Origin of the sequence: Pseudomonas koreensis (assembly GCF_025447595.1) — a bacterium.
GTDB classification, from domain to species: domain Bacteria; phylum Pseudomonadota; class Gammaproteobacteria; order Pseudomonadales; family Pseudomonadaceae; genus Aquipseudomonas; species Aquipseudomonas koreensis_H.
Genome location: NZ_JAOEJU010000024.1, coordinates 41,164 through 65,956 on the forward strand (window position 1 = coordinate 41,164; position 24,793 = coordinate 65,956).

The following is a 24,793-nucleotide window of genomic DNA, read 5'->3' on the forward strand; positions in this document are numbered from 1 at the left end:
GCCTTTCACACGCTCATCGCTCCCTGCCGTACACTGCGCCCCATGAAAACCATTCCCCATCGGCAAATCGCCGACCCCGTGGTCACGTGTTCGACCTGCGCCGCCTGCTGCTGTCAGCTTGAAGTACTGCTGATCACCGACACCGGCGTGCCCGAGCGTTTTATCGATACCGACGATTGGGGTGGTGAGGTGATGCTGCGTCTGGACGACGGCTGGTGTGCGGCGCTGGATCGAGACACGATGATGTGCACGATCTACGAGAAGCGTCCGCTGATCTGCCGCGAGTTCGAAATGGGCGCGCCGGAATGCATCGACGAACGCCAGGGAATTGCCACGGCGTATCGCTGACAATTCAGTCATCACAAACAACTGTGGGAGCGAGCCTGCTCGCGATAGCGGATAACCAGTCAACACAAGTATTGAATGTTAAATCGCAATCGCGAGCAGGCTCGCTCCCACACTTTTCACATGAAGCCGTTTTACAACGGCATCGTGTAATGCAGCGAGTAGCTTTCAACCCCGTCGTTGTTGCTGCTCAGGCCGGCGTTGGAATAGTGCGTCGCACGGATCCCGACTTCATGCCCGCCATTGAAGCGCAGACCGAAACCGAAACGGTCCTCGAACTGGAAGGCGCCACCGAGCTTGTTGTCTTCGTACTCGGTATTGGAGAACAGCGCGACGCCGATTCCCGCTTCGACGTACGGTTTCACCGACTGGCCGGCAAACTCGTAAACCAGGACCGGCGAGAACGACAGGCTGTTGTTGCTGGAGGTCTTGTCACCTTCCCAATAGGTGTAGGCGCCGCTCCAGTAGCCGGTCAGACGACCGACATCGCTTTGCAGCCAGCTTTTGTCCCAGTCGAAATTCATCCCCAGGCGATACGTCATCGTCGAATCACTGGTGGCCCCCACCCCGAACTCAACGCCAGCCGCTTGTGCGGTAAAACTGTGCCCCATCAGTGCGGCCGCAATCGCGGCCAAGCAGAATAGTCGCTTCACTTGAAACTTCCTTTTCCGGAACGATCGTTTGGTTTTCTTGTTGCCTGACGCTATAGAAATCTGCGCTTAAAAAGAAGTTCAGCTTATTTTTAGGTTATTTCACAGTTTTTTTACAAACCGAAGCTTTGCACATCGCCAGGCGTCTGTCCCAGCATCGGCAGGATGTTTTTCAACGATCGCGGATCGGCACTGGTCCAGAATTGCACGGGACGATTCGAGCCGTGAGCCAACAGATTCCGCTCGGCCAGCAGGCGCTGAAGTTGCCGCGCCACAGCGGCGCCGGTGTCGATCAGACTGATGTCGTCAGGGAGCATCGTCTTGAGCATCGGCTTGAGAAACGGGTAATGGGTGCATCCGAGAATGATCGTGTCGCAACCGGCTCCCAACAGGGGTTCGACGTAATGCTGAAGCAGCAGGCGCAATTGTGCGCTGTGCAGATCACCGCTTTCGATGAGTTCGACCAGCCCTGGACACGGTTGAGTAATCACTCGCACATCCGTGGCGAAGCGATCGAGCAAAGCGGCAAATTTGGCGCTCTGCAAAGTGCCGGTTGTGGCGAGTACTCCAACGACACCGCTGCGGGTCGCAGCGGCGGCCGGCTTGACCGCCGGTTCCATGCCGACAATCGGCCACTCTGGAAAGTCACGGCGCAGATCGGCGACGCCGGCCACGGTCGCGGTGTTACAAGCGATCACCAGCGCCTTGGCACCCTGCTCGCGGAAAAAACCAGCCATAACGCTGCAACGCTGGCGGATGAATTCCGGGGTTTTCTCGCCATAAGGAATGTGGCCGCAATCGCCGAGGTACAGCAGCGATTCATTCGGTAGCAGATGCTGGATTTCCGCCAGCACCGACAAACCGCCGACGCCGGAATCGAAGACGGCAATCGGCGCTTCACGCATGCTGCGCACCACAGACGCTGCAACCGGGGTCGCGCTTGACTCGCAGCTCACGGAATCGTGAGCCCAATGCATCGATCAAAAGCAGACGCCCCACCAGTGGCTCGCCAAACCCCGCCAGCAACTTCAAGGCTTCCAGCGCTTGCAGGCTGCCGACCAGCCCCACCAGCGGCCCGACCACGCCGGCTTCGCTGCAAGTCAGTTCGGCTTCGCTGCCGTGACCGTACAGGCAGTGGTAGCACGGGCTCTCGGCGCGACGCGGGTCGAACACCGAAAGCTGTCCTTCAAGGCGGATCGCAGCGCCGCTGACCAAGGGCTTGCGCGCCGCCACGCACGCGGCGTTGACCGCTTCGCGGGTGGAGAAATTGTCCGAGCAGTCGAGCACCAGATCCACCGCCGCCACGGCTGCGGCGAGGGAATCCTCGTCCAGCGCCTGACGATGGGGCACCAGTTTGATTTCAGGATTGATCGCGCTCAGGCGCTTGAGCGCCGAGTCGACCTTGGTCATGCCGACGCTGTCGGTGTCGTGGATGATCTGACGTTGCAGATTGGTCAGGTCGACCGTGTCGAAATCCGCCAGATGCAATTCACCGACGCCCGCAGCCGCAAGATACAACGCCACCGGCGCACCGAGACCGCCGAGGCCGACGATCAATACCCGGCTGTCCTTGAGCTTCAGCTGGCCATCGATGTCGATGTGTTGCAGCAGGATCTGCCGACTGTAGCGCAACAATTCCTGATCATTCAGCACGGCAGGCGCCCCAGGCTGATCCGTTGATGGCCGCCCAGATCGGTGCGGCTATGGACTTCTTCGAAACCTTGCGTCAGCAGCAGGTCGCGCACGGCTTCGGCTTGATCATAGCCGTGTTCGAGCATCAGCCAGCCACCAGCCTCCAGATGTGCCGGCGCCTGGGCGATGATCAGGCGCAGATCGTCGAGCCCGTCGATGCCGGCCACCAAGGCGCTTTCCGGCTCGAAGCGCACATCGCCTTCCACCAGATGTGGATCGGCGGCGCGAATGTACGGCGGATTGCTGATGATCAGCTCGAAACGCTTGCCTTCGAGGGCGCTGAACCAGTGGCTGCTCAGCACCGTGGCATTGTTCAGGTGCAGGCGCTGGCGATTGCGCTCGGCCAGAGCCACGGCTTCCAGCACGCGATCCACGGCGGTGACCTTCCACGCCGGGCGCTCACTGGCCAGGGCCAGGGCAATCGCCCCGCTGCCGGTGCCCAGATCGAGAACTTTGGCCGGGGTCGCCGGCAACAATTCCAGTGCGGCTTCCACCAGCAGTTCGGTGTCCGGGCGCGGGATCAGCGTGTGCGGCGCGACTTCCAGATCCAGCTTCCAGAAACCCTGCTGGCCCAGAATGTAGGCGACCGGCTCGCCGCTGCGACGACGTTGCAGGTACTCGGCGAAGACCAGCGCGGCTTCGCTGGGCACGATGCGCTCGGGCCAGGTGTGGAGAAAACTGCGCGACTTGCCCAGCGCGGCGGCCAGAAGCAATTCGGCATCCAGACGCGCGGTGGGCGAGTCCGGCAGTTCAGCGGCGCGCAACAGGCTGGCGATGATGGTCATTTACTCACCTATCGCTGCGAGTTGGTCGGCCTGGTATTCGGCCAGCAACGGCTCGATCACCGCTTCGACGCCACCGGCGAGGATTTCGTCGAGGGAGTACAGGGTCAGGTTGACGCGGTGGTCGGTGACCCGGCCCTGGGCAAAGTTGTAGGTGCGGATGCGCTCGGAGCGGTCACCGGAACCCACCAGCAATTTACGTTCGCTGGCGATGGCGTTGGCCGCCGCAGCCGTCTGCTGGTCGTTGAGCTTGGCCGACAGCCAGGCCATCGCTCGGGCGCGGTTCTTGTGCTGGGAACGCTCTTCCTGGCACTCGACAACGGTGCCGGTCGGTATGTGCGTAATACGGATCGCCGAATCGGTGGTGTTGACGTGCTGACCACCGGCCCCGGAGGAACGGTAAGTGTCGACGCGCAAATCCGCCGGGTTGATCTCAATGGCTTCACGCTCGTCCGGCTCGGGCAATACCGCCACGGTGCAGGCCGAAGTGTGGATACGGCCCTGGGATTCGGTGGCGGGTACACGCTGTACGCGGTGCGCGCCGGATTCAAATTTCAGCTTGCCGTAAACGTTGTCGCCTTCGATACGGGCGATGACTTCTTTATAGCCACCGTGTTCGCCTTCGTTTTCCGAGAGGATCTCCACCCGCCAGCCACGCCGTTCGGCGTAACGCGAATACATGCGGAACAGGTCGCCGGAGAAGATCGCCGCCTCGTCGCCACCGGTGCCGGCGCGGATTTCGAGAAAGACGTTGCGCCCGTCGTTGGGATCCTTGGGCAGCAGCATGCGCTGCAGGTCGGATTCCAGAGTGATCAGCAACTCCTTGGCTTCGCGGACTTCTTCCACGGCCATTTCACGCATGTCCGGGTCGCTGTCCTTGAGCAGCGCCTGCGCGCCTTCGAGATCGCTTTGTACGCCGAGCAGCTTTTTATAGCCTTGTACCACCGGCTCAAGTTCGGCGTATTCCTTGGAATAGGCGCGGAACTTGGTCTGGTCGGAAATGACTTCGGCGTCGCCGAGCAACGCGGTCAGTTCCTCGAAACGGTCCTGGAGAATGTCCAGCTTATTGAGCAGTGACGCTTTCATTGCGGTTTTTTATCCGAAAAGCTATCCGGTGAGCCCTCGAGGGCAAAGAGTTCCTGGGCCATGGCCAACGCATCAAGGCGGCCTTCGGCAGAAAGCTTTTTCAACTGCACGCTCGGGGCGTGCAGGAGTTTGTTGGTCAAGCCACGGGCCAGTTGCCCGAGCACGTCTTCGGCGTTGCCGCCGTTGGCCAGCAGGCGCAGGGCCTTTTGCAGTTCTTCGTCGCGCAGGCGTTCGCTTTGTTGACGATAGGCCTTGAGCACATCGACCGCCGCCAGTTCGCGCAGGCGCACCATGAAATCGTCGGCGCCGACCGAAACCATCTCTTCGGCCGCTTGCGCTGCGCCCTGACGGCTCTTGAGGTTTTCGGCGACCACTTCGTGCAGATCGTCGACGCTATAGAGGTAAACGTCGTCGAGTTCGCCGACTTCTGGCTCGATGTCACGGGGAACGGCGATGTCGACCATGAAGATCGGCTTGTGCTTGCGCAGCTTCAGCGCGCTTTCCACCGCGCCTTTACCGAGGATCGGCAACTGACTGGCGGTAGAACTGATGACGATGTCGCTGCGCACCAGTTCGGCCGGAATGTCCGAAAGCAACACTGCGTGGGCACCGAACTGCTCGGCCAGCAGGCTGGCGCGCTCCAGCGTCCGGTTGGCGACCACGATGCGCTTGACCCCGAGCTCATGCAGATGGCGGGCGACCAGGGTGATGGTCTCGCCAGCGCCGATCAGCAAGGCCTGGCTGCGTTGCAGGTCGCTGAAAATCTGTTTGGCCAGGCTGACGGCGGCAAACGCCACAGACACCGGGTTTTCGCCGATGGCGGTGTCGGTACGCACTTGCTTGGCGGCATTGAAGGTCGCCTGGAACAGTCGCCCGAGCAGCGGCCCGATGGTGCCGGCCTCGCGGGCCACGGCGTAGGCCGATTTCATCTGGCCGAGAATCTGCGGTTCGCCCAGCACGAGCGAGTCGAGCCCGGAGGCGACGCGCATCATGTGACGAACTGCCGCATCATCTTCATGCACATAAGCACTCGCGCGCAGCTCATCGAGGCTTAAATGGTGATAGTCGGCCAGCCAGCGCAGCACGATATCGGCCGAAAGCTGATCCTGTTCTATATACAGCTCACTGCGATTGCAGGTGGAGAGGATCGCAGCTTCGCGGCTGTCGGTGAGTCGGCAGAGCTGCTGCAAGGCCTCCACCAGCTGCTCAGGGGTAAAGGCCACGCGCTCGCGGACGTCTACTGAAGCAGTCTTGTGGTTGATACCGAGTGCAAGGAAGGCCATTCAAGGTCGCTGATGGTGACGTGAAGCCGGCAATTGTCCTACTTCGTCAGATTCAGAACAACTACCGCTGACTATTGTCCCAATTGTCGGCCCCTATAATGGCCACAATCGAGACTCGGTTATGTTTGGCCGAAGGCTTGTGTCATGATGATCCGACCGCAGGTTAGTCGTCCTTCTCCTATATGAATAGATCTTCCGCGTTGCTCCTCGCTTTTGTCTTCCTCAGCGGCTGCCAGGCCTTGGCCCCCGTTTCGCAGGACGGTGCCTCACCGGTCGAAGACACCACGCCAGCCCCTGAAAAGCCCAAGGTTTACAGCTCGTTCAGCGAAGAAACGGTGTTCAGCCTGCTGAGCGCCGAACTCGCCGGCCAGCGCAATCGTTTCGACATTGCTCTGGACAACTACGTGACCCAGGCCATCAACACCCAGGATCCGGGCGTTTCCGAGCGTGCCTTCCGTATCGCCGAGTACCTGGGCGCCGACCAGCCGGCCCTCGATACCGCGCTGATCTGGGCGAAAAACGCCCCGGAAGACCTCGAAGCGCAACGCGCCGCCGCCGTGCAACTGGCTCGCGCCGGGCGTTATGACGACTCGATGGTCTATATGGAGAAAGTCCTGCAGGGCAAGGGCGACACCCATTTCGACTTCCTCGCGCTGTCGGCCGCCGACACCGATCAGGAAACCCGCAACGGCTTGATGAAGAGTTTCGACCGCCTGTTGCAGCGTCATCCACACAACAATCAGCTGATTTTCGGCAAGGCGCTTCTGCTGCAACAGGACGGTGACACCCAAGGTGCGCTGACCCTGCTCGAAGACAATCCACCGGAAGACGGCGAGATCGCCCCGATTCTGCTGCGCGCACGCCTGCTGCAAGGCCTGAATCGCGGCGACGAAGCCTTGCCGCTGCTGCAAAAGAGCATCAAGAAGTATCCAGACGACAAGCGCCTGCGCCTGACCTACGCGCGGATGCTCGTAGAGCAGGACCGGATGGACGACGCCAAGGTCGAGTTCTCCACCCTGGTTCAGCAATACCCGGAAGACGACGAGCTGCGTTACTCCCTGGCGCTGGTCTGCCTGGAAGCCAAGGCCTGGGACGAGGCCAAGGGTTATCTGGAAGACCTGATCGCCCGGGAAAGCCACGTCGACTCGGCGCACCTGAACCTGGGGCGCATCGCCGAAGAACGTAACGACCCTCAAGGCGCGCTCATCGAATACGCCCAGGTCGGCCCCGGCAATGACTATCTGCCAGCGCAACTGCGTCAGGCCGATATTCTGATGAACAACGGCAAGACCGCCGAAGCCCAGAGCAAACTGGCCGCCGAGCGTGATGAGCAGCCGGATTACGCGATCCAGCTGTACCTGATCGAAGCCGAAACCCTGTCCGCCAACAATCAGGGCGACAAGGCCTGGAAAGTCCTGCAACAAGCCTTGCAGCAGTACCCGGACGATCTGAACCTGCTTTACACCCGCGCAATGCAGGCGGAAAAACGCAATGACCTGGCGCAGATGGAAAAAGACCTGCGCCTGATCATCAAACGCGACCCGGACAACGCCATGGCCCTCAACGCCCTCGGCTACACTCTGTCCGACCGCACCACCCGCTACGCTGAAGCCAAGGCACTGATCGAACAAGCGCACCAGATCAACCCGGAAGACCCGGCGGTTCTCGACAGCCTTGGCTGGGTAAACTTTCGCATGGGCAATCTGGATGACGCCGAGAAATACCTGCGTCAGGCCCTTGAGCGCTTCCCCGATCACGAAGTCGCCGCGCACCTGGGCGAAGTCCTCTGGGCCAAAGGAAATCAGCGCGAAGCGAAACAAATCTGGGGCAAGTTCCTCAAGGACCAGCCTGACAGCACCATCCTGCGCAGCACCATCAAGCGCCTGACCGGATCCGAGACTCTTTAACTCATGTTTTTGCGCCACGTCATCGTTTTCAGCTTCATCGCCCTGCTCGCCGGTTGCGCGGGTTTCGGCGCCCGTGAGTCGGTCGAAGGCCACGGTAATCCGGGCCAATGGCGCGAGCACAAACAGCAACTGACCGGCCTCGACGGCTGGCAGATCGACGGCAAGATCGGTATCCGCGCACCGAAAGACTCGGGCAGCGGCACGCTGTTCTGGCTGCAACGTCAGAATTATTACGACATCCGCCTGTCCGGCCCGTTGGGTCGAGGCGCGGCGCGACTGACCGGCCGTCCAGGCGCGGTGTCGCTGGAAGTAGCGAATCAGGGCCGCTATGAAGCGCCGACTCCGGAAGCACTGGTCGAAGAGCAGCTGGGCTGGAAATTGCCGGTCTCGCATCTGGCCTGGTGGGTCCGCGGTCTCCCGGCCCCCGACAGCAAAAGCCGTCTGACCCTGGACGGCAACAGCCGCCTGGCCAATCTGGATCAGGATGGCTGGCAAGTCGAATACCTCAGCTATGCCGAACAGAACGGTTACTGGCTGCCCGAGCGGATCAAGCTGCACGGCACCGATCTGGACGTGACGCTGGTCATCAAAACGTGGCAGCCGCGCAAGTTGGGGCAATAACGCATGACCGCTCCACGCCTGAAGCTGCCTTCTCCGGCCAAACTCAATCTGATGCTGCACATTCTCGGTCGCCGTGAAGACGGCTATCACGAGTTGCAGACACTTTTTCAGTTCCTCGACTACGGCGACGAAATCACCTTCGCTGTGCGGGACGACGGCGTGATTCGCCTGCACACCGAATTCGACGGCGTGCCCCACGACAGCAACCTGATCGTGCGTGCGGCGAAAAAACTGCAAGAGCAATCCGGTTGCGCCCTTGGCATCGACATCTGGATCGACAAGATCCTGCCGATGGGCGGCGGCATCGGTGGCGGCAGTTCGAACGCGGCCACCACCCTGCTCGGCCTCAATCATTTGTGGCAACTGGGCTGGAATGAAGACCGGCTGGCGGCACTGGGTCTGACGCTGGGCGCCGACGTGCCAGTGTTCGTGCGTGGCCATGCGGCTTTCGCCGAAGGTGTCGGCGAGAAACTGACCCCGGTCGAGCCCGCCGAACCGTGGTATGTCGTGCTCGTTCCGCAAGTCTCTGTTAGTACGGCAGAAATTTTTTCAGATCCATTGTTGACACGTAACACGCCGCCCATTAAAGTGCGCCCCGTTCCCGAGGGAAACAGTCGAAATGACTGCTTGCCGGTGGTGTCGAGGCGTTATCCAGAAGTACGTAACGCATTGAATTTGTTAGGTAATTTTACCGAAGCAAAACTCACCGGAACTGGAAGTTGTGTGTTTGGGGGCTTCCCAAGCAAAGCTGAAGCTGATAAAGTCTCGGCCCTTCTGACAGAGACCCTTACAGGGTTTGTAGCAAAGGGAAGCAACATTTCGATGTTGCATCGCAAGCTGCAAAGTCTGCTCTAAAGGAACCAAGTGCCCGGCACTTGCAAGCAACAGATACAGGGGCGTCGCCAAGCGGTAAGGCAGCAGGTTTTGATCCTGCCATGCGTTGGTTCGAATCCAGCCGCCCCTGCCATTTTCCTATACTCATCCAGGTATACCCTCAGCCTTCAGGTACTGCGCGTGTCCAAGATGATGGTCTTTACGGGGAACGCTAACCCCGATCTGGCTCGGCGTGTCGTACGTCAGCTGCATATCCCTCTCGGTGACATCTCTGTCGGTAAATTCTCCGACGGCGAAATTACAGCCGAGATCAATGAAAACGTTCGTGGTAAAGACGTCTTCATTATTCAGCCGACTTGCGCTCCGACCAACGATAACCTGATGGAACTGGTAGTGATGGCTGATGCCTTCCGCCGCTCCTCGGCTACTCGTATCACTGCTGTTATTCCTTATTTTGGTTATGCCCGTCAGGATCGCCGTCCGCGTTCCGCACGTGTGGCTATCAGCGCGAAAGTCGTTGCTGACATGCTTACCGTAGTCGGCATCGACCGTGTTCTCACGGTTGATCTGCATGCTGACCAGATTCAGGGTTTCTTCGATATTCCGGTAGATAACATCTACGGCTCCCCGGTTCTGGTGGATGACATCGAAGATCAGCGCTTCGAGAACCTGATGATCGTGTCCCCGGACATTGGTGGCGTCGTGCGTGCACGTGCCGTTGCCAAATCCCTGGGCGTGGATCTCGGGATCATCGACAAACGCCGTGAGAAAGCCAATCACTCTGAAGTGATGCATATCATTGGTGACGTCGAAGGGCGTACCTGCATCCTGGTCGATGACATGGTCGATACCGCCGGCACTCTGTGCCACGCGGCCAAGGCCCTGAAAGAGCATGGCGCAGCCAAGGTCTTTGCCTACTGCACACACCCTGTGCTGTCGGGTCGGGCCATCGAGAATATCGAAAATTCCGTGCTGGACGAGCTGGTGGTCACTAACACCATCCCGCTGTCCGCTGCAGCACAAGCCTGTGCACGTATCCGTCAACTGGATATCGCACCGGTTGTTGCCGAAGCGGTTCGCCGCATCAGCAATGAAGAATCGATCAGCGCGATGTTCCGTTAAGGGCCCTGCCCTTCTCGAAATGTCTCGTTGACGAAAAGCGCCCCGCCCCAACACTCATGTTGGGGCGGGGCTTTTTTGCCCGTGCCGCTTTGACGTCGGTCGCAGACGTCACCCGGACATGGCTATTTTGGAGATACAAAATGACTGATTTCATCCTGAACGCCGAAGCGCGTACCGACCTGGGGAAAGGTGCGAGCCGCCGCCTGCGTCGTCTCGCCAGCCAGGTTCCTGCCGTTGTCTACGGTGGTGACAAGGCTCCTGAGTCCATCATGATGCTGGCTAAAGAAGTAGCCAAGCTGTTCGAAGACGAGGCTGCTTTCAGCCACGTCATCCAACTGAACATCGGCGGCGTCAAGCAAGACGTGGTTGTTAAAGCCATGCAGCGTCACCCGGCCAAGCAGTTCATCATGCACGCCGACTTCGTACGCGTTGTTGCCGGCAAGAAACTGACTGCCGTTGTTCCAGTGCACTTCATCAACGAAGAAGCTCCGGTCAAGAAAGGCGGCGAGATCTCGCACGTTGTTGCAGAAATCGAAGTTTCCTGCGAAGCCAAAGACCTGCCTGAGTTCATCGAAGTCGACCTGGCTAAAGCTGAAATCGGCACCATCATTCACCTGTCGGACCTCAAAGCTCCTAAAGGTGTTGAGTTCGTTGCTCTGGCACACGGCGATGACAAGGCTGTTGCCAACGTCCACGCTCCACGTGTTGCTCCAGAAGCTGCCGAAGGCGCTGCAGAGTAATTCACTCTGTCATGCCTGAGTGAGCAGGTAACATCGCGGACTGGAACGTAGCGAGAAAGCGGGCGGGAACGCGAAGTTTACATACATGGTAAATGAGCATTTTTCGTCCACTTTCGCCGCCTTCCGTGATCGCGGCGATGTTATCCACCACTCAAAGGAAGGGCCCCTATCGTGACTGCCATCAAACTGATCGTTGGCTTGGGAAATCCAGGCGCTGAATACGAGCAGACCCGGCATAACGCAGGGGCCCTTTTTGTTGAGCGCATCGCCCACGCACAGAACGTGAATCTCGTGGCCGATCGCAAGTATTTCGGCCTGACCGGGCGTTTTTCGCATCAGGGTCAGGACGTTCGTCTGCTGATTCCCACCACCTACATGAACCGCAGCGGCCAGGCCGTGGCGGCACTCGCCGGTTTCTTCCGCATCAAGCCTGAAGAAATCCTGGTGGCACACGACGAACTCGATCTGCCTCCGGGCGTCGCCAAACTCAAGGTTGGCGGCGGCCATGGCGGTCACAACGGGTTGCGCGACATCATTGCGCAATTGGGCAATCAGAATACGTTCCACCGCCTGCGGCTTGGCATCGGCCACCCGGGCGTCGCCAGTATGGTTTCAAATTTCGTCCTGGGTCGTGCGCCACGCGCCGAACAGGAAAAACTCGATGCCAGCATCGACTTTGCCCTCGGCGTGCTGCCGGATATCCTCGCCGGTGAATGGAACCGCGCGATGAAAAACCTGCACAGCCAGAAGGCCTGACTCTAATCCGAGGGGAAACACCATGGGATTCAATTGCGGCATCGTCGGCCTGCCTAACGTCGGCAAGTCCACCCTGTTCAACGCCCTGACCAAATCCGGGATCGCGGCCGAGAACTTCCCCTTCTGCACCATCGAGCCGAACAGCGGCATCGTGCCGATGCCGGACCCACGCCTGAATGCTCTGGCGGAAATCGTCAATCCAAAGCGCATCCTGCCGACCACCATGGAATTCGTCGACATCGCAGGCCTGGTGGCAGGCGCGTCGAAAGGTGAAGGCCTGGGCAACAAGTTCCTGGCCAACATCCGTGAAACCGACGCGATCGCTCACGTCGTTCGCTGCTTCGAAGACGAGAACGTGATCCACGTTTCCAACAGCGTCGACCCGAAGCGCGACATCGAAATCATCGACCTGGAACTGATCTTCGCCGACCTCGACAGCTGCGAGAAGCAACTGCAGAAAGTCGCGCGCAACGCCAAGGGCGGTGACAAGGACGCAGTGGCCCAGAAGGCCCTGCTGGAGCAATTGATCCCGCACTTCACCGAAGGCAAGCCTGCGCGCAGCCTGATGAAGAACATGAGCGCCGACGAAAAGGCGATCATCAAGGGCTTCCACCTGCTGACCACCAAGCCGGTCATGTACATCGCCAACGTCGCTGAAGACGGTTTCGAGAACAACCCGCACCTGGATGTGGTCAAGGCCATCGCCGAAGAAGAAGGCGCCATGGTCGTTCCGGTCTGCAACAAGATCGAGGCGGAAATCGCCGAGCTGGACGACGGTGAAGAGAAAGACATGTTCCTCGAGGCCCTGGGCCTGGAAGAGCCTGGCCTGAACCGCGTGATCCGCGCCGGCTACGAAATGCTGCACCTGCAGACCTACTTCACCGCCGGTGTTGAAGAAGTCCGCGCCTGGACCGTCCGCGTCGGTGCAACCGCACCACAAGCCGCTGGCGTGATCCACACCGACTTCGAGAAAGGCTTCATCCGCGCCGAAGTGATCGCCTACAACGACTTCATCCAGTACAAGGGCGAAGCAGGCACCAAGGAAGCCGGTAAATGGCGTCTGGAAGGCAAGGACTACATCGTCAAAGACGGTGACGTGATGCACTTCCGCTTCAACGTATGACCGAAGCCGTGATTCATCACGGTCTCAGATAATCGGAAATCCCCGTAATCGCTCGACGATACGGGGATTTTTTCATTCAGGGGCCGGCACTTTGCAACGCGGCCAAGGCGCGGACCAGATCACGCCTGACTCTGCTGATCCTCCACCCACTGCCAGAACAGCCGATAGCCGACAGCAAGTATCACCGGGCCGATGAACAGGCCGAGAATGCCGCTCATCACCATTCCGCCCAACGCGCCGATCAACACTACCGGCATCGGCACATCGACACCACGTCCCAGCAGCAATGGTTTGAGAACGTTATCGACCATACCCGCCACAAAGACGTAGACGGCGAATACGATGGTTCCCGTGCTGGCACCTTCGCTCATCAACACAAAGGCGATGACCGGCAAGGTAATCAGGGTGGCCGGCAGCTGCATGATACCCAGCAGCAACACGGCCAGCGCCAGCAATCCCGCCCCCGGGACGTCCATGACCACAAAACCGATACCAACCAACAGCATCTGGATAAAGGCGATACCGACCACGCCCAGCGCCACCGCACGGATGGTCGCTGTGCACAGTCTGGCAATTGCAGGCCCCTTGGCCGCTCCACAGAAGGCCGAAACGATTTGCACCGCGCTACGTTGGCCCATTTCACCGTACGCGGCAAAGATGCCCGCAATAATCACCGCGAAGATGAACAGGATAAATCCCACGCCAGCGCCTGCCAGTTTGCTCAACATCACGAGGCTCGCGTCTTTGATCTGGGGAATGAACCTGTGGATAAACTCCGGCAGGTCGCTCATCGCTTGCGTCCAGATACCGAGCACCGGCTTGCCCACCAACGGCCAATTGGCAATCGAGTCCGGCGGTGCAGGAATAGAAAAATTGCCACTTTTGACCACGTCCATGACCTTTGCCAACGAATCGGCAATCGACGCGCCGAGCAAGTAAGCCGGAAGCATGAGGATGCCGATGACCACCAGAACAATCAGCGTGGCCGCAAGCCCGTCTCTGTTTCCAAGCAGGTTTTTGACTCGCACCTGCACGGGGTAAAGAGTGATCCCGAGAATCAGAGACCACAACATCAAGTCCAGAAACGGACTGAATATCCGGAAACAGAAAATCATCAGGACGGCAATCACACCGGCCCGGATCAGCACATCCAGCAAGTCTCTGGATAACGCTTTCTCGACATCAGGATCGGGAAGCATCGGTGACCTCCTGCAGCGGGTATCAATCGCGTGAGCCGCTCAGGGTGGCGGCTCAATGTGGTTTTCCCGACTCGCGGCTTCCAGCTCGACATAGCGGCCTACGGCATCTTCGACAGTTGCAAAGAACGCTGCTTCACCCAGCCGCGCAAAAAGCCCGAATCGCTTCAACTTGTCCTTTACCGGGTCTTTCATTTCCGCCACACACAACTTGATTCCCGCCGCGTGCAGAGTGTCATCGAGCTCCGCCAGCATGTCGGCGGAAGTCACGTCCACACTGGTCACCGGCTCTGCCGCAACGACCAGGCAACGCACGGGCGTGGGTGACGCGACTACGGCATCGAGTACGCGGTCGTGGAACAGTTCGGCGTTGGCGAAAAATAGCGGTGCATCCCAGCGAAACAACACCAGGCCGGGAATCCGTTGCGCCTCGGGATAACGCTGAATATCGTGGTAGCCGCTAATGCCCTTCACGCTGCCCAGAACTGCCGAATACGGCCGCCAGCCGTCCCACAGAAACTCGATGACGGCGATCACGATCGCGAACGCGATGCCTTCGATCGCGCCAAATACAGCGACGCCGACCGTGCAGGCAATCGACAACCAGAACTCCCAGCGCTGGATGCGATAAATACGCCTCAAATCCGCAACCTCGATCAGGCCGATGGCGGAAGCGATCACCACCGCAGCCAGTGCACTGGTGGGTAAATCCTTCAGCAGATCGGGCGCAAACATGAGCAGCAAGGCCACGGTAAGCGCGCCGACGACACCCGTCAGTTGAGTTTTGGCGCCCGCTGCTTCGGCCACGGGTGTACGTGAAGAACTGCTACTGACCGCAAAACCCTGGAACAATCCGGCAGCCAGGTTGGCGACGCCAAGTCCCACCATCTCCTAGTTCGGATCCACATAGGTGCGGGTTCGGGCGGCATAAACCCGCGACAGCACGCTGGTATCGGCGAACGAAACCAGGGCAACCGCACAGCCTCCGATCAGCACGGGAACCAGATCGGAGGCATTGATCCAGGGAATCGCAAATGCCGGCAGGCCCTGTGGCAGGGGGCCCAGAACCGCCACACCAGAGCGCGCAGCCAGGTCCATTACACCCACCGCGATGGTTGCGCCCGCCACCGCGATCAGGATGCCCGGTACGCGCTTGCTGCTCTTGAGCAGCAGAATCACAGCCAATGTGGCCACGCCGACCAGGAAGGTCACCCAATTGGTTTTTCCGTCCATCACCGCAGTGGCGATGCTCCACAGGCTTCTCATGGGCCCGCTGCTTTCGATGGAGAAGCCAAAAACCTTGGGCAGCTGACTGATCAATACCGCCAGCGCGATACCGTTCATGTATCCATAGCGAATCGGTTTCGACAGAAGCTCGGTCACGAAGCCCAACCGGGCGATGCCGGCAAGGACGCACACGGCTCCCGAAACGATGGCCATCATGCCCGCGAGCGCGATAGCCCGTTGCGGGTCACCGCCCGACAGTGGAAGTACAACGGAGAGGATCACGGCAGCCAGCGACGAGTCGGGGCCAAGCACCAGAATCCGGCTGGGCCCCGCCAGCGCATAGGCGAGCAGCGGGACGATCGTCGCGTAAAGCCCATAGATACCCGGCACGCCCGACGCCACCGCATAAGCGATGCCGACCGGCACCAGCATCGTGGTCAAGACCAGCCCCGCCACAAGGTCATGCCGCAACCAGCCGGTTTGATATTGGCTCAGCGTGCGCAGGCCCGGCAGCCAGCGACTCCAGCCGGCCTGAACATGGCTCGACACCCGATGGGCAATTTGCCCTCGATCCGGGGACGATGATGACTCATCCGAATGGCTCATAGGACAGGGGTCCTTTGGTGTACAGCGTCGTGATGCTGGAACGTGCCGGTCAGAATGGTTGAGCAATACCCGTCGATAGCTGGAAGATCGAGTGTTACCCGCCCAGGGCGATGATGGCGGCAATCAGCACAGCACCCGTCACCGCCATGGCAAACGCCCCGAACCATGGATTTACCCCGGCATAACGGGCAAACAGCCACCCCGCGATGAACAGCACAGCGAGCCCGATCAGATTCGACAGACGGACAGCGAGCGACGTCTGTTCAAGCAGCAGGAACGGCACCACCAGCGGGAATGTCGAGAGCACCACCAACAGAAAGACGCCGACCGCGCCCTTGAAATCGTCCCAACCGAGGATCGGCTTCACCGATGTCGTCGAATGCTTGATCAGCCGGCGGCGCAACGACTCCAGCTCTTCAGGGCCGGCCGCCGCAAGCAGTCGCGGTGGCAATGCATCGGCAATCAGGGCCTGTCCGGCAACCGCGTCGGCTTCATCGCGCACGTTTGCAAGCAACGTGCGCTTGCGAACGCGTTCGACTAAGGTACGGAGCAAATACATCACCGCATCGGCGAGCCCCCAGGCGAGATTACAGCCCAGGGCCGCGAACATCATCGTGCGCTCGTCCTCCTGTCCGGCCGTCGCCACGCTGATGGTTCCCGTGAATGTCATGGCCATGAGCAGACCGAAGATGACCTCGGTGCCCCGCTCGACCGGATCCAGCACCCGCGCACGCCTGGACTCTTCAGGATTGTGCATGACCTGATCCTCACCAAGGCTGCACCGGCCCGCTTGAGCCACAGGCCGGGTGCAGCTTTTTCCAGAGAGGTTTCGATCCGCTTCAGTGTAGTGCGAAAAATCTCGAGTGCTGACCAGGCCTCGAATCTTGGTTCAAGGCCTGGAGCTACTGCAGAATCAGGCGTTCGAGGTTCAGGCCTTGCCGGTGCGCGGCAGAAAAATGGCCAACACCCCGAACAATGGCAGGAACGAGCACAGGAAATACACGTACTCGATGCCGTGAATGTCCGCCAGATGCCCGAGCAACGCCGCGCCAATCCCGCCAAAACCGAACATCAGCCCGAAGAACACCCCGGCAATCATTCCGACATTGCCCGGCACCAGTTCCTGCGCGTACACCACGATCGCCGAGAACGCCGACGCCAGGATAAAACCGATCACCACGCTCAGGACGCTGGTCCAGAACAGGTCGACATGCGGCATGAGCAGCGTGAACGGCGCCACGCCGAGGATCGAGAACCAGATCACTGCCTTGCGCCCGATCTTGTCCCCAATCGGTCCGCCGAAGAACGTACCGGCCGCCACCGCGCCGAGGAACAGGAACAGATGAAGCTGGGAACTGGCCACCGACAGGTCGAACTTCTCGATCAGGTAGAAGGTGAAGTAACTGGTCAGGCTGGCCATGTAGAAATACTTGGAGAACACCAGCAACCCGAGCACCACCAGCGCGCTGACCACCCTGCCCTTCGACAGTCCATGAGTGGCAGCCTGGCCGGCCTTGAGCTTGAACAGGTTCAGGTGATGGGCGTACCAGCGGCTGATGCGATAGAGCACGAACAGCGCAAACACGGCGAACAGTCCGAACCAGGCCACATTGCCTTGGCCGAAAGGAATGATGATCGCCGCCGCCAGTAACGGACCGAATGCCGAACCGGCGTTACCACCGACCTGGAAGGTCGATTGCGCCAGACCGAAACGTCCACCGGAGGCCAGCCGTGCGATACGGGACGCTTCGGGGTGGAACGTTGAAGAGCCGATACCGATCAGCGCCGCCGCCAGCAGGATCAACGGAAAACTGCCGACCATCGACATCATCACAATGCCGATCAGCGTGCACACGGAACCTGCCGGCAACAGCCACGGTTTCGGATGTCGGTCGGTGTGATAACCGACCCACGGCTGCAACAGCGAAGCGGTCAACTGGAAGGTCAAGGTAATCAGGCCGACCTGGGTGAAGCTCAGACCATAGTTGGCCTTGAGCATCGGGTAGATCGACGGTAGCACTGACTGGATCAGGTCGTTGATCAAATGCGCCAGCGCCACCGCGCCGATGATACGCATCACCAAAGGGCTGCTTTGTGGAGGAGCGGACGCCGAGGCAGCGGCGGTCTGAACGTTGCTGATAGCCATGGGAGTTTCCGGACTGCAGATGGGTGCACGCGGGCAGGTGCGTCAATGTGCCATTTTTCGGTGCGCCAGCGCCATCCCCTTAGCCAGCTAACGAACTATTCAGTCGTCGCGTTGCAAGTGATAGCGCAACGCCATGGTCTGAATCTTGCCTTGCTTATCCGCTTGAACGCGGCGCCCTTACAAAGGGCATCGAGAATGGGAAGTTTCGCTACAGAGCCGGCCTACAGAGCGGGCGACGGTGAACTTTCGAGGCCTTTTAGCAGGGCACCAATCCCGGTCGCAACGACCGCGATGCACGCCGATGGTGCGTGGTGTCCAGAGGAGTCATGGGGCATGCAGGCTTTTTTATCACCGGGGATCGGGTTGCTGGGGCGGTTTGGCTTCGCACGCAAATTCCAGTTGTTGTTTCTGCTGTTTATCCTGCCATTGGCCGGCAGCCTGTTGATGATCGGCCAGGACTATCGCGACAAGCTCAATCTGATCGCCGGCGAGCGTGCCGGTGTGCGGCAGTTGCTCGCCCTCGATGCACTCGACAACCTGCTGGCGGCTCAGCGTGACCGCGCCGCTCGCTGGCGTGCCACGGAAACCAACCGCCAGCCGACGCCCGCCACTGTCGCGGCCATGGCTGCGTTCGATAAGGTACAACCGGCGGTTGCCCAAGCCACGACCGATCTTGGCAACGCGTTGCAGGCCGAAGGTGCAGAGGGCGAAACTCTGGCCCGCTATCAGGCCCTGCAAGCGGCGCTCGACGGTCTGGACTCGAAAAGCCTTTCCAGTGTCGGCTGGTGGCCGGACGGTTACGACCGTTTCACCAATGCACTCAGCGCCCTGCAAGCCTTGCGTGAGCAGATCGCGATGGACAATCGCCTGATCCTCGCGCCGTGGCTGGAAACCTATCTGCTGACGCAGATATCCACCCAGCATGCGCCAGACCTGATCGAACGCGTCGGCCGACTGGCAGCCGTCGGCCAGGCATCTGTGGTATCCGGTCAGTTCACCCTGCAAAGCCGTCTGCAACTGCGTGACCTGCGCAGCCGCATCGGTGATGCCCGCGAGCAGCTTGTAAAAACCGCAGGCCTGCTCGAAGCGCGTCTGCCGCCGGCCCTGCAAGGCTGGGCCGGGCAGTATCACGACAGCCTCAAACAGCTGGATGCTGGTTTGAAAGTGCTGGATGACGGCGTGTTCGGCGGCAGCATCAATCTCAAGCCTGAAGAGTTCGAACGCAGCCTCGATGCCTTGCTCGGCAACCTCGCCACGCTGCGCCAGCAATCGCTGGTGTCGCTGGATCAGCGGCTGGATGACTACCACGGATCGGCGATTCGTCAGTTCATCGTTGTCGCGGCTGTGTTCGGTTTCCTGTTGCTGGCCGCGCTGTATCTGTTCGTCTGCCTGCAAGCCTCGATCCGTCGTAGCGCCAGCGGCATAACGCTACTGGCCGAGGCCCTGCGCGACGGCAATCTGAGTCTGCAGGTGCCTGTCGTGGGCCGCGATGAGCTGGCCTCGATCAGCACCGCACTCAACGTGGCCGTAGTGCAATTGCGCACCAGTTTGCTGGGTGTCGATCACGAGACTTCGCAACTGAGCAACGCCGTGCGCAGCCTCAACGATCACTCCAGCGGCGCGCTCAGCGAAGTCGAAGCGCAGCAATTGCAGATCAGCCAGATCGCGGCGGCAGCCACGCAATTGGCGGCGACGTCCCAAGGTGTGGCGCAGAGTTGCGAACAGGCTTCGGGCAGCGCCCAGCACACCCGGCGCATCGCTTCCGACAGCAGCCGTGACAGTCAGCGCACCACAGCGAGCATTCAGCAGCTCAATCAGCGCCTGAACGAAACCGCAGCGGCGCTGGGCCGGGTCAGCGAGCAAGGGCAGCAGATTCAATTGGTGGTCGACACCATTCGCGGCGTCGCCGAACAGACCAACCTGCTGGCGCTCAACGCTGCCATCGAAGCCGCACGTGCCGGCGAGCAAGGTCGCGGTTTCGCCGTGGTGGCCGACGAAGTGCGCAGCCTGTCGCAACGTACGCAATCGTCCACCGCACAAATTGCCGGTACGGTCGACAGCTTGCGCAATACCGTCAACGAGGCAGTGAACCTGATGGAGGCCGCGTGCGGGCAGGCTCAATCGGATGCCGAGGCGGTCACGGGACTTGGCGAACGCCTGGGGGAAATTGCCAGCGCCGTGCAGAGCGTCACCGACACCCTCGCCCAGATCGCCACGGCGGTCGAAGAACAGGCGAGCACTGCCGATGAAGTCAGCGGCAATATCCAGCAGGTGGATCAGGCGGCGGTTCGCCTGCTCGAAGGCGCGCGGGCCGTGAACCTTGCGGCGGACACCTTGAGCCAGGGCAGCCATGCCTTGAGTGCCAACACTGGAAGATTTCAGCTGCGTTGAAAGCCCCTCCCGCCCCGATTTTCGGCGCGGGAGGATAAGCGGTTGAAAATAAGAAGAAATATTTTGAATTTACGCTTGACGCTTTTCCATTTCAGGGGAATAATGCGCGCCACTTGGCTACATAGCTCAGTTGGTTAGAGCATAGCATTCATAATGCTGGGGTCCGGGGTTCAAGTCCCTGTGTAGCCACCAAGTACTAAAAACGGCTTACCGAAAGGTAGGCCGTTTTTTTATGCCTCGAGAAAAGTGCCGGCCATCATCAACCGGCATTTTCTTTTATCCGGCCAGTGCCGCCAGCCCTTTCGCCCAGATCTGCCGGGTGCGCAAACCCACCAGCGCCCGCCAGTCTGGATCCGCCGGGTAAAACTGCTCCAGCAGATTCAATTTGATCTCGCGCCCCGTCGCATCCAGCGGATCGCCATGCAAATGCAGCCAGTGATCATCGCGAAGGTAACGATGCACGTCCGGCCCCGGATAAGTCCCGCACTCGATCACGAACGGCATCAGCTGCACATTCGGCAGCGCATTGAGCAAGGCCTGCGAAGTGTACCCGGTGGCGGTTGCCGCAACGCCGGTTTCACTCAAGGTTTCGGCACCGGTATACAACGTGTAGAGCCACGGGCCGTAAATCGACTGCGCCTTTGCCAGCGCTGGATACGGCGCCTGGGTAATCGTCAGCAACATCGGATGTCCGTACTCGCCGGCGCCGGTGTGCAGGTCGAAACACATCACGGTTTCAGCACCAGCCAGATGATTCCCGATGATTGAATGCAGCGTGCGATTCGACCAACTCGGCGCGAGTCCGCCAAAGAACAATCCGTCGGGATGACTGTGCTGACCGCCCTCGACAATCGACATGACTGCTGGCCAGCCATGCTTGGCGATTTGCGCATCGAGCAAGGCATCAGCCTTTTTTCGCTCGGGGCCGTTCAAGTCGGTGCAGGCGTAAATTTCATGCAGCGCCGAATAGGCACGGTTGTCAGGAAGCGGTCGGTTGAAATCCAGGTGATTGCGGTTGAGGTCGATGTTGTCTTCATTGACCCGCCGCAGCCATGCCGTGCCCCACGGGTTGATCAGGTGAATCATCACCACCGCGACATCCTTCGGCAGCGACTCCGGCGTGAAATGCTTGAGCCAGTCGATCTGGCACTCCGAGCCGTAATAACCCTCAACCCCGTGAGTGCCGCTGAGCGCCACCAGACGCTGTTTGGCCGAGGGATCCCCCAGTACCGCCACATCGGTACTCAAAGACTCGCCAAACGGCCCATTGAGCGGATGCGCGTAAGAAGAGAGCGTTGCACCCGCCACCTTTGCGGCGGCAAGAAAGCGCTCGCGTTGTTCGCGATAGCTGGGCTGGGTCGGAAACTCGTTGTGCATGGCGGCCTCTTGTTGATTGTTCTGGCTTCACGTTTGCCCATGACCCTACAGAAAATCCGCCAAGGCATGAAGGACAAAAATACCTCCGGTTTGCGTCGTACACAGTCGGCCGATACAGTCCGTCAGACTTTTATCCCACGGACGGAGAGCCCCGCGTGTTTCCAGCCCTGCCCCTGAACCGTTTTCGCCTGCCCGCCCTGACGCTGATCGTCAGCGCCATCGCCCTCACTGCCTGCAACGCACCGCCCTCCTCGACCCTGCCGCTGGCACCGGAAGCCGCCTCCGGCTACCGCACCGGCCTGCAAGCCAGCCACGCCGAAAAACACATGGCCGCCGCTGCCAATCCGCTGGCCGCCGAGGCCGGTCGCGAGATGTTGCGTCAGGGTGGTTCCGCCATCGATGCCGCCATCGCAATGCAAGCCATGTTGACCCTGGTCGAACCGCAATCCTCCGGGATCGGTGGTGGCGCGATGATCGTGCTGTGGGATGGCAAACAGGTGCGCACCTATGACGGTCGCGAAACCGCACCGGCCGGCGCGACCGAGAAGCTGTTTCTACAGGCCGACGGCAAACCGATGCCGTTCCCGCAGGCGCAGATCGGTGGACGCTCTGTCGGCACGCCGGGGGTGATGCGTGCGCTGGAGCTGGCGCACAAAAAGCACGGCCGCTTGCCGTGGGCGACATTGTTCGAACCGGCGATCAAACTGGCCGAGCAGGGTTTTGCGATCTCTCCGCGCCTGCATTCGCTGCTGGAATCCGACCCGGTGATTCGCCGCTCGCCGGACATGGCCAAGTACTTTCTGAACAGCGATGGCAGCGTCAAAGCCGTCGGCACTCGCTTGCAGAACCCGGCGCTGGCCGCCGTGCTCAAGCGCATCGCCAACGAAGGTGCGGACGCACTGTACAAAGGCCCGATCGCCGAAGAGATCGTGGCCAAGGTTCAGGGCCATGCCAACCCCGGCAGCCTGTCGCTGAACGACCTCCAGCACTATCAGGCCAAGGAGCGCGCGCCACTGTGCACCGACTACAAACGCTGGCAGGTTTGCGGGATGCCACCGCCGTCATCGGGCGGGATTGCGGTGGCGCAGATTCTCGGCACCTTGGAGGCGCTGGAGACCCGCGACCCACGCCTGTCCCTGACGCCGCTCAAGCCTGTGAAGACCGATAAACCCGCCGGTATCGAACCGGCGCCGCAAGCCGTGCACCTGATCGCCGAAACCGAGCGGCTGGCCTACGCCGACCGCGCGCAATACGTGGCCGATACCGACTTCGTGCCGGTGCCGGTCAAAGGTCTGGTCGATCCGGGTTACCTGGCCAGCCGCGCCAGCCTCATCGGCGAACGCAGCATGGGCAGTGCCAAACCCGGCACACCTCCTGGCGTGCAGGTCGCCTACGCGCCGGATCGCTCGCCGCTGCGCATTTCCACCTCGCAAGTGGTGGCCGTGGATGACTTCGGTGGTGCCGTGTCGATGACCACCACCATCGAGGCAGCGTTCGGCTCGCACCTGATGGTTCAGGGCTTTTTGCTCAACAACCAGATGACCGATTTCTCGTTCATCCCCGAAGAGAACGGCCAGAAAGTCGCCAACCGCGTAGAGCCCGGCAAACGCCCGCGCTCATCGATGGCACCGACGCTGATCTTTGACCGCAACAGCGGCGACTTCGTCGCCACCGTCGGCTCTCCGGGTGGCTCGCAGATCATCGAATACGTGGCCAAAACCACCGTCGGCCTGCTCGACTGGAACCTCGACCCGCAAAGCGCCATCAGCCTGCCCAACTTCGGCAGCCGTAACGGCCCGACAGAGCTGGAACAGGGCCAGTTCAGCCCGACGCTGATCCAGGCTCTGAAAGACAAAGGCCACACGGTGAATGAAATCGACATGACCAGCGGTACCCAGGCCATCGTGCGGGTCAAGGATGCTCAAGGGAAGGCAACGCTGGCAGGTGGGGCAGATCCTCGGCGTGAAGGGGTAGCGCTGGGGGATTGAATCAGCACTGCCAACTGAAAAAGGCTTACCGAGAGGTAAGCCTTTTTTGTATGTGCATGAATCCAATTCGGCTAAATCACGCTGCCTTTTCCTACACCGGAAAAATGCTGTCCGGGATAGAGTGCTGCAGAGTTCTCACAAACAGTACGACGCAATCGACGCTGATACCGTCGAAATGGAGTAACCCATGAACATACGTCCGATTCATACCGAAGAAGACTACCGTGCGGCGCTCAAAGACGTGTCCGCTCTTTTCGAGAATGAGCCAGAGCCCGGTACGCCTGAAGGTGATTACTTCGACATCATGATCACCCTTATCGAGGCCTATGAGGCCAGACACTTCCCACTCGACCTGCCCAACCCGATTGATGCCATAAGGTTTCGGATGGAGCAGTCCGGGCTGTCAGCAGCCGATCTCGCTCCTGCAATTGGCCGGACAAACCGCGTTTATGAGGTTCTGAATGGCAAACGCGCGCTGACGCTTCCCATGATCTGGAAGCTTCACGAGTTGTTCGGTATTCCGGCAGAAAGTCTGATCAAACCCATTAAATCGGTCTGATAAAAAACAGCCGTGCAGGCACCTCAACATGTATTGCCTACCCTGAATTCCCCACCCACCAACTGAAAAAGGCTTACCGAGAGGTAAGCCTTTTTTGTATGTCCATGAATCCAATTCGCCAGCAACCGAAACCCTCAGGCGTCACCCTCCTCCCCCGCCACGCGAACCAGCAGATCCCCGGGCTGACAGTTGAGGTACTCGCAGATGGCATCCAGTGTCGCCAGTCGCAGCCCTTTGACCTTGCCCTGTTTGAGCAACGACAGGTTGGCCTCGGTAATGCCGATGGCGGCTGCCAGGTCTTTGGATTTGACCTTGCGCAGCGCGAGCATCACATCCAGTTGAATCACGATAGGCATGACGAC

The 24,793-nt window shown here is 60.1% G+C and carries 22 protein-coding genes, 2 tRNA genes and 1 pseudogene; 13 read left to right on the forward strand and 12 right to left on the reverse strand.

From position 1 onward, the window contains the following. Window positions 1–42: 42 nt before the first annotated feature. Window positions 43–348, forward strand: coding sequence for a YkgJ family cysteine cluster protein (locus N8H71_RS23745; RefSeq protein WP_262195887.1), 306 nt, complete (start codon window positions 43–45; stop codon window positions 346–348). A 131-nt stretch (window positions 349–479) separates the two neighbouring features. Here the strand turns inward: N8H71_RS23745 and N8H71_RS23750 are convergent, their stop codons facing one another. The 6 genes from N8H71_RS23750 to hemA form a co-directional block, all read right to left on the reverse strand. Then, the gene (locus tag N8H71_RS23750; RefSeq protein WP_262195888.1) at window positions 480–998 is read right to left on the reverse strand and encodes an acyloxyacyl hydrolase; all 519 of its coding nucleotides are present in this window, start codon (window positions 996–998) and stop codon (window positions 480–482) included. 110 nt (window positions 999–1,108) lie between these two features. Then, window positions 1,109–1,900, reverse strand: a complete 792-nt coding sequence (gene murI, locus N8H71_RS23755; RefSeq protein ID WP_262195889.1) for a glutamate racemase — start codon at window positions 1,898–1,900, stop codon at window positions 1,109–1,111. Beyond that, window positions 1,893–2,648 carry a molybdopterin-synthase adenylyltransferase MoeB gene (locus tag N8H71_RS23760; RefSeq protein ID WP_262195890.1) on the reverse strand — a complete coding sequence of 252 codons (756 nt, stop codon included), beginning with the start codon at window positions 2,646–2,648 and terminating at the stop codon, window positions 1,893–1,895. The genes murI and N8H71_RS23760 overlap by 8 nt, the downstream gene beginning before the upstream one ends. Then, window positions 2,642–3,472 (reverse strand): peptide chain release factor N(5)-glutamine methyltransferase, encoded by an 831-nt coding sequence (gene prmC / locus N8H71_RS23765; RefSeq protein WP_007951712.1) that lies wholly within the window; start codon window positions 3,470–3,472, stop codon window positions 2,642–2,644. Before prmC ends, N8H71_RS23760 begins: the two co-directional genes overlap by 7 nt. Beyond that, window positions 3,473–4,555 carry a peptide chain release factor 1 gene (gene prfA, locus N8H71_RS23770; RefSeq protein ID WP_236182238.1) on the reverse strand — a complete coding sequence of 361 codons (1,083 nt, stop codon included), beginning with the start codon at window positions 4,553–4,555 and terminating at the stop codon, window positions 3,473–3,475. Next, window positions 4,552–5,838 (reverse strand): glutamyl-tRNA reductase, encoded by a 1,287-nt coding sequence (gene hemA / locus N8H71_RS23775; RefSeq protein WP_007951716.1) that lies wholly within the window; start codon window positions 5,836–5,838, stop codon window positions 4,552–4,554. The genes prfA and hemA overlap by 4 nt, the downstream gene beginning before the upstream one ends. Window positions 5,839–6,020: 182 nt before the next feature. Here hemA and N8H71_RS23780 point away from each other — a divergent pair, with 182 nt between their 5' ends. From N8H71_RS23780 to ychF, 8 genes are all read left to right on the forward strand, one after another. After that, window positions 6,021–7,745, forward strand: a complete 1,725-nt coding sequence (locus N8H71_RS23780; RefSeq protein ID WP_262195891.1) for a tetratricopeptide repeat protein — start codon at window positions 6,021–6,023, stop codon at window positions 7,743–7,745. Window positions 7,746–7,748: 3 nt separating this feature from the next. Further along, complete coding sequence (gene lolB / locus N8H71_RS23785) at window positions 7,749–8,366, forward strand: lipoprotein insertase outer membrane protein LolB (protein WP_262195892.1); 618 nt, start codon at window positions 7,749–7,751, stop codon at window positions 8,364–8,366. Between the two features lie 3 nt (window positions 8,367–8,369). Then, window positions 8,370–9,221: a 4-(cytidine 5'-diphospho)-2-C-methyl-D-erythritol kinase gene (gene ispE / locus N8H71_RS23790; RefSeq protein WP_262195893.1), complete on the forward strand. Its 852-nt coding sequence runs from the start codon at window positions 8,370–8,372 to the stop codon at window positions 9,219–9,221. A gap of 37 nt (window positions 9,222–9,258) precedes the next feature. Then, window positions 9,259–9,333: transfer RNA gene (locus N8H71_RS23795), tRNA-Gln, on the forward strand. Between the two features lie 47 nt (window positions 9,334–9,380). Further along, on the forward strand, window positions 9,381–10,322 hold the full coding sequence (locus N8H71_RS23800) for a ribose-phosphate pyrophosphokinase (protein WP_003171603.1): 942 nt from the start codon (window positions 9,381–9,383) through the stop codon (window positions 10,320–10,322). A 140-nt stretch (window positions 10,323–10,462) separates the two neighbouring features. Then, the gene (locus N8H71_RS23805; RefSeq protein ID WP_085709289.1) at window positions 10,463–11,062 is read left to right on the forward strand and encodes a 50S ribosomal protein L25/general stress protein Ctc; all 600 of its coding nucleotides are present in this window, start codon (window positions 10,463–10,465) and stop codon (window positions 11,060–11,062) included. A gap of 171 nt (window positions 11,063–11,233) precedes the next feature. Next, window positions 11,234–11,818 carry an aminoacyl-tRNA hydrolase gene (pth, locus tag N8H71_RS23810; protein WP_007951726.1) on the forward strand — a complete coding sequence of 195 codons (585 nt, stop codon included), beginning with the start codon at window positions 11,234–11,236 and terminating at the stop codon, window positions 11,816–11,818. A 22-nt stretch (window positions 11,819–11,840) separates the two neighbouring features. Next, on the forward strand, window positions 11,841–12,941 hold the full coding sequence (gene ychF / locus N8H71_RS23815) for a redox-regulated ATPase YchF (RefSeq protein ID WP_085709288.1): 1,101 nt from the start codon (window positions 11,841–11,843) through the stop codon (window positions 12,939–12,941). 119 nt (window positions 12,942–13,060) lie between these two features. Here ychF and N8H71_RS23820 read toward each other — a convergent pair whose 3' ends face one another. From N8H71_RS23820 to N8H71_RS23835, 4 genes and pseudogenes are all read right to left on the reverse strand, one after another. After that, window positions 13,061–14,140: an AI-2E family transporter gene (locus tag N8H71_RS23820; protein WP_262195894.1), complete on the reverse strand. Its 1,080-nt coding sequence runs from the start codon at window positions 14,138–14,140 to the stop codon at window positions 13,061–13,063. Window positions 14,141–14,179: 39 nt separating this feature from the next. Then, window positions 14,180–15,970 (reverse strand): annotated as a pseudogene (locus tag N8H71_RS23825) (SulP family inorganic anion transporter). 94 nt (window positions 15,971–16,064) lie between these two features. Then, the gene (locus tag N8H71_RS23830) at window positions 16,065–16,727 is read right to left on the reverse strand and encodes a VIT1/CCC1 transporter family protein (protein ID WP_262195895.1); all 663 of its coding nucleotides are present in this window, start codon (window positions 16,725–16,727) and stop codon (window positions 16,065–16,067) included. Between the two features lie 171 nt (window positions 16,728–16,898). Further along, window positions 16,899–18,116, reverse strand: a complete 1,218-nt coding sequence (locus N8H71_RS23835) for an MFS transporter (protein WP_262195896.1) — start codon at window positions 18,114–18,116, stop codon at window positions 16,899–16,901. 333 nt (window positions 18,117–18,449) lie between these two features. Between N8H71_RS23835 and N8H71_RS23840 the strand changes: the two genes are divergently transcribed. Then, window positions 18,450–20,507 (forward strand): methyl-accepting chemotaxis protein, encoded by a 2,058-nt coding sequence (locus tag N8H71_RS23840; RefSeq protein WP_262195897.1) that lies wholly within the window; start codon window positions 18,450–18,452, stop codon window positions 20,505–20,507. Between the two features lie 115 nt (window positions 20,508–20,622). Further along, window positions 20,623–20,699: transfer RNA gene (locus N8H71_RS23845), tRNA-Met, on the forward strand. An 84-nt stretch (window positions 20,700–20,783) separates the two neighbouring features. Here the strand turns inward: N8H71_RS23845 and N8H71_RS23850 are convergent. After that, window positions 20,784–21,884 (reverse strand): M14 family metallopeptidase, encoded by a 1,101-nt coding sequence (locus tag N8H71_RS23850; RefSeq protein ID WP_262195898.1) that lies wholly within the window; start codon window positions 21,882–21,884, stop codon window positions 20,784–20,786. A gap of 155 nt (window positions 21,885–22,039) precedes the next feature. Between N8H71_RS23850 and ggt the strand changes: the two genes are divergently transcribed. Together ggt and N8H71_RS23860 are read left to right on the forward strand one after the other, a co-directional pair. Then, window positions 22,040–23,872 carry a gamma-glutamyltransferase gene (gene ggt, locus N8H71_RS23855; protein WP_262195899.1) on the forward strand — a complete coding sequence of 611 codons (1,833 nt, stop codon included), beginning with the start codon at window positions 22,040–22,042 and terminating at the stop codon, window positions 23,870–23,872. A 187-nt stretch (window positions 23,873–24,059) separates the two neighbouring features. Then, window positions 24,060–24,431: a helix-turn-helix domain-containing protein gene (locus tag N8H71_RS23860; protein WP_262195900.1), complete on the forward strand. Its 372-nt coding sequence runs from the start codon at window positions 24,060–24,062 to the stop codon at window positions 24,429–24,431. Between the two features lie 134 nt (window positions 24,432–24,565). On the opposite strand, the gene N8H71_RS23865 is transcribed toward N8H71_RS23860, so the two are convergent. Next, window positions 24,566–24,787 carry a helix-turn-helix domain-containing protein gene (locus tag N8H71_RS23865; RefSeq protein ID WP_007951734.1) on the reverse strand — a complete coding sequence of 74 codons (222 nt, stop codon included), beginning with the start codon at window positions 24,785–24,787 and terminating at the stop codon, window positions 24,566–24,568. Between the last annotated feature and the right edge of the window lie 6 nt (window positions 24,788–24,793).

Coding starts and splice junctions, on each gene's coding strand:
- N8H71_RS23830 (WP_262195895.1), bottom strand. CDS start 16,727: ATGCACAATCCTGAAGAGTCCAGGCGTGCGCGGGTGCTGGATCCGGTC.
- N8H71_RS23805 (WP_085709289.1), top strand. CDS start 10,463: ATGACTGATTTCATCCTGAACGCCGAAGCGCGTACCGACCTGGGGAAA.
- N8H71_RS23865 (WP_007951734.1), bottom strand. CDS start 24,787: ATGCCTATCGTGATTCAACTGGATGTGATGCTCGCGCTGCGCAAGGTC.
- N8H71_RS23850 (WP_262195898.1), bottom strand. CDS start 21,884: ATGCACAACGAGTTTCCGACCCAGCCCAGCTATCGCGAACAACGCGAG.
- prfA (WP_236182238.1), bottom strand. CDS start 4,555: ATGAAAGCGTCACTGCTCAATAAGCTGGACATTCTCCAGGACCGTTTC.
- N8H71_RS23840 (WP_262195897.1), top strand. CDS start 18,450: ATGCAGGCTTTTTTATCACCGGGGATCGGGTTGCTGGGGCGGTTTGGC.
- N8H71_RS23780 (WP_262195891.1), top strand. CDS start 6,021: ATGAATAGATCTTCCGCGTTGCTCCTCGCTTTTGTCTTCCTCAGCGGC.
- N8H71_RS23835 (WP_262195896.1), bottom strand. CDS start 18,116: ATGGCTATCAGCAACGTTCAGACCGCCGCTGCCTCGGCGTCCGCTCCT.
- lolB (WP_262195892.1), top strand. CDS start 7,749: ATGTTTTTGCGCCACGTCATCGTTTTCAGCTTCATCGCCCTGCTCGCC.
- prmC (WP_007951712.1), bottom strand. CDS start 3,472: ATGACCATCATCGCCAGCCTGTTGCGCGCCGCTGAACTGCCGGACTCG.
- N8H71_RS23820 (WP_262195894.1), bottom strand. CDS start 14,140: ATGCTTCCCGATCCTGATGTCGAGAAAGCGTTATCCAGAGACTTGCTG.
- N8H71_RS23860 (WP_262195900.1), top strand. CDS start 24,060: ATGAACATACGTCCGATTCATACCGAAGAAGACTACCGTGCGGCGCTC.
- hemA (WP_007951716.1), bottom strand. CDS start 5,838: ATGGCCTTCCTTGCACTCGGTATCAACCACAAGACTGCTTCAGTAGAC.
- N8H71_RS23745 (WP_262195887.1), top strand. CDS start 43: ATGAAAACCATTCCCCATCGGCAAATCGCCGACCCCGTGGTCACGTGT.
- ychF (WP_085709288.1), top strand. CDS start 11,841: ATGGGATTCAATTGCGGCATCGTCGGCCTGCCTAACGTCGGCAAGTCC.
- ispE (WP_262195893.1), top strand. CDS start 8,370: ATGACCGCTCCACGCCTGAAGCTGCCTTCTCCGGCCAAACTCAATCTG.
- murI (WP_262195889.1), bottom strand. CDS start 1,900: ATGCGTGAAGCGCCGATTGCCGTCTTCGATTCCGGCGTCGGCGGTTTG.